This window comes from Azohydromonas aeria (genome assembly GCF_009760915.1).
GTDB classification, from domain to species: domain Bacteria; phylum Pseudomonadota; class Gammaproteobacteria; order Burkholderiales; family Burkholderiaceae_C; genus Azohydromonas; species Azohydromonas aeria.
Genome location: NZ_VIDQ01000147.1, coordinates 1 through 9378, shown reverse-complemented (window position 1 = coordinate 9378; position 9378 = coordinate 1). Strand labels below are relative to the sequence as shown.

The following is a 9378-nucleotide window of genomic DNA, read 5'->3' as shown; positions in this document are numbered from 1 at the left end:
GCGCCAAGGCTGCCGGCTCGGTGTTCAACAAGCCGGGACAGGCCAGCTTCTCCAACAAGACGATGTCCTGCTTCAGGTGCGGCGCGCACAAGCTGCTGGCCGATCTGGCGACGAAGAAGATCCTGGGGCGCAACGCCAAGGTCTGCGCTGTGGACTGCAGAGCCCGTACCTGATGCCGCAGCGGCTGCCATGCGCCGCTGCGCCTCGAACCGGTTTTCCGCCCGGCTTCAGTCCGGCTCGGTGGCGGGCATGCCCTGGGCCTGGATACCGAGCTCCGCTGAATTCACATCGGCATTGAACATGTCGCGCAGCGCATCGAGCATCTGCAGCTCCACCGCATCGAGCCGGCGCGGCTCGGTGTCGATCACGCACAGCGTGCCCACCCGGTGGCCGTCCGGGCTCTTGATCGGCGCGCCGGCATAGAAGCGAATGCCTGGGCCATCCGTGACCAGTGGGTTGTCCGCGAAGCGCAGGTCCTGTGTCGCGTCCTCGACAATGAAGATGTCGTCGCTGGCGATGGCATGGCCGCAGAACGAGACGTCGCGCGGCGTCTCGGTGGCGTCCAGCCCGACGCAGGCCTTGAACCACTGGCGGTGCCCATCGACCAGCGACACCGCCGCGATGGGCATGCCCAGCTCGCGTGCGGCGTACTGCACCAGCCAGTCGAAACGCTGCTCAGGCGGCGTGTCGAGCAACTGCAGCGCACGCAGTGCCTTCAGGCGCTCGTCCTCGTCGTCCGCAATGGGCGCCGGCTGCATGGTGGGGTGTCTCCTGGGGGCTTCGTTGTAGGGTTGCCGAGGTGCTCGGTGGTCAGGCGGCCACGCCGTCGAGCTCGGTAGACACCGGCAGCTCACGTTCGTACAGGCAGGCTCGGTTGCGCCCGCCTTGCTTGGCCTGGTACAGCGCGCGGTCCGCCATCTCCAGCAGTTCCTCGGGACGGGTCTGCAGCGCCGGAATCGCGGCGTACACGCCGATGCTCACGGTCACGTGGCCGCGCGGGCTGCTACTGTGGGCTAGGGCCATCGCCTCGATGCTGCTGCACAGCAGCCGGGCCACGGCCAGAGCGCCCTCGGCACCGGTCGAGGGCAGCAGCAGCACGAACTCCTCGCCGCCCCAGCGTGCGGCCAGGTCGCTCGGGCGGCGCTGCACCTTGCGCGCCGCCGTGGCCACGTGACGCAGGCACTCGTCCCCGGCGCCATGGCCATAGGTGTCGTTGAAGGGCTTGAAGTGGTCCACGTCCACCATGAGCACCGCCAGGGGCTGGTGCACGCGCTGCGCGCGCTTGAGCTCCGCGGCCATGGTGTCGTTGAAATGGCGCCGGTTGGGCAGCCCGGTGAGCTCGTCGAAGGCCGCCAGCCGGGCCAGCTGCTCGTTGGCCGCGGCCGCCTCCTGGTGCGCCTGGCGGATGGCCTGATCGGCCTGCTTGCGCGCGGTGACGTCGGTGCGGATGGCGATGAAGTGCGCCGGCTGCTTCACGTCCGTCTGGAAGGGCACGATGGTCGTGTCCAGCCAGAGGTGGCTGCCGTCCTTGGCGCGACAGCGCATCTCGCCCTTCCACACCTGTCCGGCAATCAAGGTCTGCCGCATGGCGCGGTGGAAGGCATCCGGATGGCGGCCAGAGTCGAGCACTGTCAGGTTGCGCCCGCGCAGCTCGTCGGGGCCGTACTGGGTCAGGCGGCACAGCCGGTCGTTGACACGCAGGATGGTGCCCTCCCCGTCCGTGACGTCCACCGCGGCGTGCTCGTCGATGGCGTGCTGGAGATCGTGCAGGTGCGTCATGGAGCGCTGGAGCTCGGCTGCCAGCCGTTGCTGGCGCGTCATGTCGCGCTGGATACGCCAGCCGGCCAGCACCAGCAGCAGCATGAACAACCCCGTCACAGCGGCATGGCGCAGGGCCTGTTCACGCCAGTGGGCCAGTGCCAGCGTTGGCGGCACGCCGACGATCGCCAGCAGCGGGAACTCCGGGTGGTGCACGAAGCTCATGTGCCGCTCGATGCCGTCCACCGGCGACGTGTTGGTGAACGACCCGGCGCTGCGCGCCACCACGTGCTGCTGCCAGAATGAAATCTGTGCCATCGACAAGCCCATGGCCTGCAGCACGAAGGGTCGGCGCACCAGCACCGTGCCGCCGCGCGACATCAGCGTGACCAGTCCATTGTCAGAGAGGGCCAGGCGGGCGAACTGGTCCTGCAGCGCCTGCAGCCGGACTGCCACCATTACGACGCCGGCGAAGCTGCCGTCACGCTCGCTCAAACGCCGGGCGACGGGCAGGAACCATTCGCCGGCCAGGGACACGCGCAGTGGCGCACCAACATGCAAGTGATCTGCCGCCACGCTGCATGCCTCACGAAAGAAGTCGAGATCTGTGCCCGAAGGGGGCGCGGCGTCGGGCTCCAGGGAGCTGCTGGTCAAACGGCCCTCGGCGTCGTAGATCGCGATGCCAATCACGGTGGGCTGCAGCTCCACTTCGGCGGCGACGACTTCGCGCACGCTGACCGCGACAGCGGGACTGCGGCCGTCGAGCTGCTGCGCACGGCGCACCATCCCGATGGCGAAGTCCGCCTGGCGCACGACTTCGGCGCTTTGCTGGAGCACCGCGGCCGCCAAGTTGTCGCTTTGCTGCTGCACGTCGGCCAGCGCCGCCGCGCGCGAGCGCCACTCGAAGCCGGCCAGCGTGGCCAGCAGCGCCAGGCAGGCCAAGGCGGTCAGCGCCAGTACGCGCCAGCGCGGCCAGCGCATCAATGCTGTGCCGGGCAGGCGGTTGGAATCCTTTGACATCGCGAAACGGTCAGCCCGCGGTGTCATGTGCCCGGGCGGCAGTGGTCAATGTCTTCTTGTCGGCTGCCAGATGCAGTGCATGAAGCCATGGCTGTCAACGCACCGGTAATACCGCACGTAATGCGAGATCCGACTGGCTTGTGCCCAGCGGTGGGCCGCTGCACGCATGCGCCAAGTCCAACCCGTGAGGCACACAAGTTGTTCTTCTCATTACCTGTGGAAAGAGCATCCGGATGATGCAGTCCGGGACTTCTGCAGACGCTGCAGGCTTGCGCCGACCAGTACCACTTCTCGGCTGTGGTGCTGCAGCTGCCGCTCTGAGTGGAGCTTGTCTTCAGGCGTTGCGTGACACGTACTGGAACCGAACCACAGCAACGCCAACCAAGACGGGACAGCGCAATAAGGCCCTCGACTGCTGGCCCACAACGTTCACGGCCAGACCTTACGCAATATTCTCAATGGCTGGCTGGCTGGCTGGCTGGCTGGCTGGCTGGCTGGCTGGCTGGCTGGCTGGCGAAGAACGATGGTTATTGCAGTGCAGCATAACGCCACCAGCGTGTCCGAAAGGCTTTTCTGCTGGTCTCCATGCCTTCGGGCGCCTGCCACAGGCTAGGCCAACACCATGAACTCCAGTTTTTCCCGTTCCCCGTTGCCCAGACACCGCCGGCAGGGCATATCGCCGCCATGGCTGATATCGAGCGCCGCGCGCTGCGTGGCGAACTCTCCTTGGCTCAGGCCCGCCGGGAGGTTTTCACGGTGCGGGATCGCTTCGCCGTCGAGCCTGCCCTGGCGGCCCACTGGGCGGCGGACATGCAGTAAGGCGCCGCCCCGGCGCCTCGTGCGTTGTCGCAGGCCTACTACGACTGGCCCAGCATCAACTTGACCAGGCGGCACCACCCTACGACGGGCGGTTCACTGAGATGCGGGGCACCACTGCGTCGCATCACGCCTTCGGCCCAGCCGCTTTGCCAGATTTGCGCATGCCTGTAATCCTTTAGGTAAGGACACGGCGCCCTCAAGTGCCGTGCGGCTTCGAACCCTTCGCGCCATATCCGCTTGCGTTCAACTCTTCGCATCATCGTCGTCGGTCGCAACTGCGCAAGTCCACGCATTGACTCATTGGTGCTCGTGAAAGCTTCGAACAGCTTGCCAACGCGATGGACTGCCCTGTCCCGGGACAGGAAGTCAATCAAGTAGTCGCCGTGCCGCCCTCTCCAGCAGCGTCGGGTTGCTGGTGGCGAAGACGACGGCACAGTCGGCGTCACTAGGTATTGGGGCAGTGCGCATGCCACCCCTGACATCTCGCGAGCGCAGTCGGTCATGCCTGGACCGGTGCGATGAAAGCTGCCATCCTGCGTGAGTTTCATCCCTGCACCATGCAGGGTCGAAGGGCTGTCTGTATGGCTCTCGACGCTCCAACGTCCGCGCCGCAGCTGCGCTGGCCGCTGGCGACCCTGGCGGGCGGCCTGCTGGCCGCCGTCGTGGCGGGTCTGTGGCAGCACCACTCCAACGGCGAGCGCATTGCTGCGAACCTCGCCCACGAGGCCGCGCACACCGCGGACCGCCTGCGCCGCTCGATGTTCGCCTACGAGCGCGCGCTGCTGGGGCTGCGTGCCCACCTGCTGGCTGCGGGTGACGGCGACGTGGCCGTTACGCGCGAGCAGTTCAGCCGCTACGTGAAGGCACTGAACCTGCGGCACGAGTTTGCGGGCGTGCATGGACTTGGCTTCACCCGCCGGGTGCCGCCTGGGCAGGAGCAAGCCTATGTCGAGCGGCAACGACAGGCAGGCGCCCTGGCGTTTCGCATCCTGGAACTGGCACCCCATGCCGGTGACCATTTCGTCGTCGAGTTGGTCGAGCCGCTGCAGACCAATGCGCAGGCGATAGGCATGGACAATGCCTCGGAGCCCGGGCGGCGCAATGCCGCGTTGGCATCCATGCACAGCGCCCAGGCCCGGCTGACGGCGCCCATAACGCTGTTGCAGCGCAGCGCCAAGCAGGAGCAGGCAGTGCTGCTCATGCTACCCGTTTACCACGGAATCACGGTGCCCGAGGAGGCTGAGCGTGCACTGCAGCTCCAAGGTTGGGTCCATGCGGCGCTGGTTATGGATGAAGTACTGAAGGGCATCTACGCCGAGGGCGACGCACTGGCGTTGACCGTGGTGGATGCCCAGTACAGCGGGGCGGCCTACCCACTGTTCGCCTCCGGCAGTTGGTTGCCTGATCAGGCGCTGCCGACGCAACAGACAGCCGTCGAGCTCTTCGGCCGCACGTGGCAGGTTCAATTGCAGGCATTGCCCGGCTTCGAAGCCAGACTGGACCTGCTTGGGCCATACCAGGTTGCCGCCGGCGTGGCAGGCCTGGGCGCGCTGCTGGCCGTGCTCGTGTACCTGTGGACCCAGCAGGCGGTGCGACGCCGCGCACTGGAGTACGAACGAGCCCAGGCGGCGGCCTTGGTAGGCAGCGCGCACGACGCCATCATTCGCCACACGCTGCAGGACCTCATCCTGGACTGGAACGTCGCCGCCGAGCGGCTGCTGGGCTGGCGGCTGGACGAGGTGCGGGGCCGGCCACTCACGGAGCTGACCGTGCCGGCACAACTGCGCCAGCAAGCCAGCGAAATCATGGATCGCGTCCAGCGCGGCGAGGACGTGCCGCCGTTTGAGACCGTGCGGCTCGACCGCCACGGGCAGCCGGTGGCCGTGGCGCTGTCCCTGGTACCCGTGCGCGACGCGCAGTGCCGCGTCATCGGCTCGGCCACCACGGTGCGCGACATCCGCAACAGCCAGGCGGCGCGCGAGCAGGTGCAGCAGCTCAACGAGGCGCTGCACCAGCAACTGCAGGAGGTGCAGCGTCACGCGGCAGCAGAAAAGGCGTTGGCCGCGCGCGAGCGCGCGATCCTGGCCAGCGCTGCCAGCGCCATCATCGGGCTGGACCTGCAAGGGCGTGTCATCAACTTCAACCCGGCAGCGTGCACGATGTTTCGCCTCTCCGAGAGTCAGGCGCTGGGTCGCTCGGTGGCCGAGTTCTGCGACCCCGATGAGCTGCGCTACAAGGCACGCTACTTCCCGCAGGACGTCAAGGACAACGCGGGTCAGCTGCCCCACGCCCTGCGCCAGGGGCTGGACGCCTCACCCGATGCGGCACATCCGGGCGCCCAGCGCAACGAGTGGACCTACCTGCGCGCCGACGGCACGCGGTTTCCGGGACTGCTGGGCCTGAGCGTGCTGCGCAGCGAAGGCGAAGAGGCCATCGGCTTCCTGGCCGTCATCACGGACCTGTCCGAGCGCGTACGGCTGGAAAACGAACTGCGCCAGCGCTCGGCTGAGCTGCTGGCGCTGCGCCAGCGAGAGCAGGCAGTTGTGGACAGCGCGGGCACGGCCATCATCGCCACCGACCTGGCCGGCCGTATCACGGTCTTTAATCGGGCCGCCGAGGCACTGCTGCGCATTCCGGCCGCGCAGGCAATCGGGCGCCTGGAACTGGACTTTCGCGACCATGAGGAAATGCAGCGGCGGCTGCATCTGTACCCGCGTGAAGTGCTCCAGCGTGCCGCCGAATTGCCCGGATGGCTGGCACAGGCCGCGCGCGAGGCGCTGGCCAGGCCGCGCCTGCACGACGGCAGCCCGCGCAGCGAGTGGACCTACGTGCGCGCCGACGGCTCGCGCGTGCCGGCGCTGGTCAGCATCAGCCTCACACGCGACGCGGCACGCCGGCCCACGGGGTTCCTGGCCGTCATCACCGACATCACCGAGCGCCGCGCGCTGGAGGAGCAGCTGCGCGAGCGAACGCGCCAGGCCGAGAGTGCCAACGCGGCCAAGACCGCGTTTCTCGCCAACATGAGCCACGAGATCCGCACGCCACTCAACGCCGTTATCGGGCTGTCCCACCTGCTGCAGACCACGGTGCTCGACGAGCGCCAGCAGCGCTTCGCCCTGGGCATCAACGCCGCCGGCGAGCAGCTGCTGGGCCTGCTCAACGACATTCTGGACCTCTCCAAGATCGAGGCCGGCGAAATGCGGCTGGAGCTGCAGCCGCTGGAGCTGGATCAGCTGCTGCAGCAGGTGTTGCAGCTCACGCAGGTACAGGCGGCGCAAAAGGGCTTGCAACTGCACTTGAACCTGGCCGACGACGTGCCGCGCCAAGTGCGCGGCGACGCCGTGCGCATTCGCCAGATTCTCACGAACCTGTTGAGCAACGCGGTGAAGTTCACGTCCGAGGGCAGCGTCACGTTGCGCGCAACTGCGGTGCCTGCCCTGCAGGACAGCACCGCGTTGCGCATCCTCTTGCGGTTCGAGGTCACGGACACGGGCATCGGCATCCCGACGGACAAGCAGGAGGCCATCTTCGAGCCGTTCACGCAGGCCGACGACTCGACCACGAGGCGCTATGGCGGCACAGGCCTGGGGCTGGCCATCGTACGGCGCCTGGTAGAGCTCATGGACGGACACATCGAGCTTGTCAGCACGCCGGGTGTGGGCAGCACCTTCAGCGTCACGCTGGCGCTGCAGGCACTGCCAGATCAGGCCTGAGCTGCCGGGCACGAGGCACCTGCGGCGCACGTGCTACGGCATGGGCGGCCGCAGGCCTGCATCTGCTCGGTCACGTCCTCGTGGATGAGCATCACCTCCCGCACTTGGCCATCGTCGCCCAACACCGGATGGGCCTGCGCCTTGACCCAGCGGGATCCCGCAGGCGCGTTTACCGCGCTTGACGTATTTCAGCCGATTGAAATGTTCCTCCGCCCGTTGCTCCGGGGCATTGCAACCGCGGCTCTGACGGCCGTCGAAGCAACTGCGCAGTTCAGAGACAGACTTCTCTTCTCGATGACGAGGCAACGGATGGTCTGCGAATGCTCCGAAGGCGGCTGGGGAAGCTTGCTTTTATCCACAAGTCTGAACCCCAAGCCGGAAGCCAAACTCCGTGTCTCAGAGCTGAGTGACGCTGGTCCAGAGCGAGGATTGAGCCGGCGTTGAAGAACCTACTACAGCAGCAGCATAAGCACGAAGGCGCACTCCGCCGCGACGATGGTGCCAATGCCGGTCCACATTAACGCGGGTCCGGCCTTGGGACGTTGGTCAAGCATGCCGACGCCAGCCGTTGCGACAGGCACGGCCAGGACCGCGAGCGCAAGCAGTGCTGCGATGGATTCCATGAAATTCCCTCTCTCACCAGATCTCTTGTTGTCCGCAAACGCGGTGTGTTCCGGATTTTGGCAGATTGCGACCACGAGACCGTAGCTGCTTGACCTGACCTAGCCGTGATGCCTGGACTTCGGATTATCCGCGCGACATCAGCGGACGACGGCTTGCCGACATCATGAGGCTCTGAGAGAAACAAGAAAATGGATGCGAAAACATCTATGCGGTCAACGGCAATGCGCCGCACTGCTGAAGCCGAAGCATGGGTGAAAGAGCAGGCTGCCCGGAACGCGGATGCTGCCCGCTGGGGTCGTGCGGATCAGTGCGCATGCCGGGATCAGTTCGACGCAGCACTACAGCAGCGAGGCAGAACTGCCCTGGCTTTGGAACTGGTCACAATGCGGGCCCTCAACCCAGCAGATTTTTGATGAACTGCTTCCATCGACTTGAATGAGGTTTGGCAGCCTCTTTGGTGTCGACGCTGTCCTCAAATTCACTGTCGTCAAAGGTTGAGCTTTCGTGTTTGCCCGGTGAATGGCCGTTTGCATGAATGCCCTGTACCCATCCCTCCAGCCAAGCCATCGCTTCCGGGGTGCCGTCGGAATAGGGGAGCTTGTTGTCCAGGGCTTGACCGGCATGGAAGCCCTCCAGCCAGATCCTCTTCTTGTTGTTCACCACAACACCTTCAACTTCATCCGATGCTGTCGGAAGCGGCACTTCACAAGGGCCGCTGAACAGGCATTACGATCACGGGTTTGCGACGATGGCTGCGCTGGCCGCTGGACCCGGCTTTGAATCCGGTCTTGTCCATGGACCTTATCGGTCAGCCGTGCCTGGTGTTGAGAACCGGGGCTGCGACGCTTGTGAAATGATTGTGTCCTGGTGTCGACGTTGATAGAGCAGTCAACCGATGCTTCGACCCCTTCAACCCAGCGCTATCGGCTGCCCTTCCTTCAACGGCTGCACTGTGCAGTGCACTTTTGTTCTCAATGCGCAACCGCTTTGGGCGGCCAGGGGTTTACAGCAGTCGCAAGCAGAACGTCGCGTTGAACGTGTTGTCTTTGCAGGTTGATCATCCGAGGCCGCGGCCGTCGCCGGCGTGAGACAACCCGACCATGTAGGAGGTACAGCGTCATGCCAGGGGACGGCAAGCCCTACCCCGGGGTTGTGCTCGTGGCAAACAGCTTCAAGCCACCCGGAAGCGCTGCACCGAGCGCGCCAGCGCCTGGGCCTGGTCGTTGAGGCTGGCCGCGGCGGCGGCGGACTCCTCCACCAGCGCCGCGTTCTGCTGCGTGGCGGTGTCCAGCTGCGACACGGCCGCGTTGATCTCGGCAATGCCTTGGGACTGCTCGTTGGCCGCCGTGGTGATGCGCGCCACGATGTCCGAGACCCGGTGCACGCTGCCCACCACGCCCTCGATGGTGCGTCCGGCCTCGCGCGCCTCGTGCGCGCCGGTCTC

The 9378-nt window shown here is 66.2% G+C and carries 6 protein-coding genes and 1 pseudogene; 2 read left to right on the top strand and 5 right to left on the bottom strand.

Annotated elements, in window-relative coordinates; all coding sequences use genetic code 11:
* Positions 1–227 precede the first annotated feature (227 nt).
* Together FJ694_RS35585 and FJ694_RS35580 are read right to left on the bottom strand one after the other, a co-directional pair.
* Complete coding sequence (locus tag FJ694_RS35585) at positions 228–758, bottom strand: GAF domain-containing protein (protein ID WP_157272248.1); 531 nt, start codon at positions 756–758, stop codon at positions 228–230.
* A gap of 52 nt (positions 759–810) precedes the next feature.
* The gene (locus FJ694_RS35580) at positions 811–2778 is read right to left on the bottom strand and encodes a diguanylate cyclase domain-containing protein (protein ID WP_198321178.1); all 1968 of its coding nucleotides are present in this window, start codon (positions 2776–2778) and stop codon (positions 811–813) included.
* Positions 2779–3462: 684 nt separating this feature from the next.
* Between FJ694_RS35580 and FJ694_RS37720 the strand changes: the two genes are divergently transcribed.
* Together FJ694_RS37720 and FJ694_RS35575 are read left to right on the top strand one after the other, a co-directional pair.
* Complete coding sequence (locus FJ694_RS37720; protein ID WP_259373197.1) at positions 3463–3597, top strand: hypothetical protein; 135 nt, start codon at positions 3463–3465, stop codon at positions 3595–3597.
* A 581-nt stretch (positions 3598–4178) separates the two neighbouring features.
* Positions 4179–7310, top strand: a complete 3132-nt coding sequence (locus FJ694_RS35575) for a PAS domain S-box protein (RefSeq protein WP_198321177.1) — start codon at positions 4179–4181, stop codon at positions 7308–7310.
* Between the two features lie 452 nt (positions 7311–7762).
* Here the strand turns inward: FJ694_RS35575 and FJ694_RS35570 are convergent, their stop codons facing one another.
* From FJ694_RS35570 to FJ694_RS35560, 3 genes and pseudogenes are all read right to left on the bottom strand, one after another.
* A complete protein-coding gene (locus tag FJ694_RS35570) occupies positions 7763–7933 on the bottom strand; it encodes a hypothetical protein (protein ID WP_157272245.1) in 171 nt (56 codons plus the stop codon).
* 394 nt (positions 7934–8327) lie between these two features.
* The gene (locus FJ694_RS35565) at positions 8328–8594 is read right to left on the bottom strand and encodes a hypothetical protein (protein ID WP_157272244.1); all 267 of its coding nucleotides are present in this window, start codon (positions 8592–8594) and stop codon (positions 8328–8330) included.
* A gap of 511 nt (positions 8595–9105) precedes the next feature.
* Positions 9106–9378: pseudogene (locus FJ694_RS35560) on the bottom strand (hypothetical protein); the annotation flags it as partial.

Bases quoted from the DNA above. Each gene is read 5' to 3' on its own strand.
- FJ694_RS35585 (WP_157272248.1), bottom strand. From the start codon at position 758: ATGCAGCCGGCGCCCATTGCGGACGACGAGGACGAGCGCCTGAAGGCA.
- FJ694_RS35580 (WP_198321178.1), bottom strand. From the start codon at position 2,778: ATGTCAAAGGATTCCAACCGCCTGCCCGGCACAGCATTGATGCGCTGG.
- FJ694_RS37720 (WP_259373197.1), top strand. From the start codon at position 3,463: ATGGCTGATATCGAGCGCCGCGCGCTGCGTGGCGAACTCTCCTTGGCT.
- FJ694_RS35575 (WP_198321177.1), top strand. From the start codon at position 4,179: ATGGCTCTCGACGCTCCAACGTCCGCGCCGCAGCTGCGCTGGCCGCTG.
- FJ694_RS35570 (WP_157272245.1), bottom strand. From the start codon at position 7,933: ATGGAATCCATCGCAGCACTGCTTGCGCTCGCGGTCCTGGCCGTGCCT.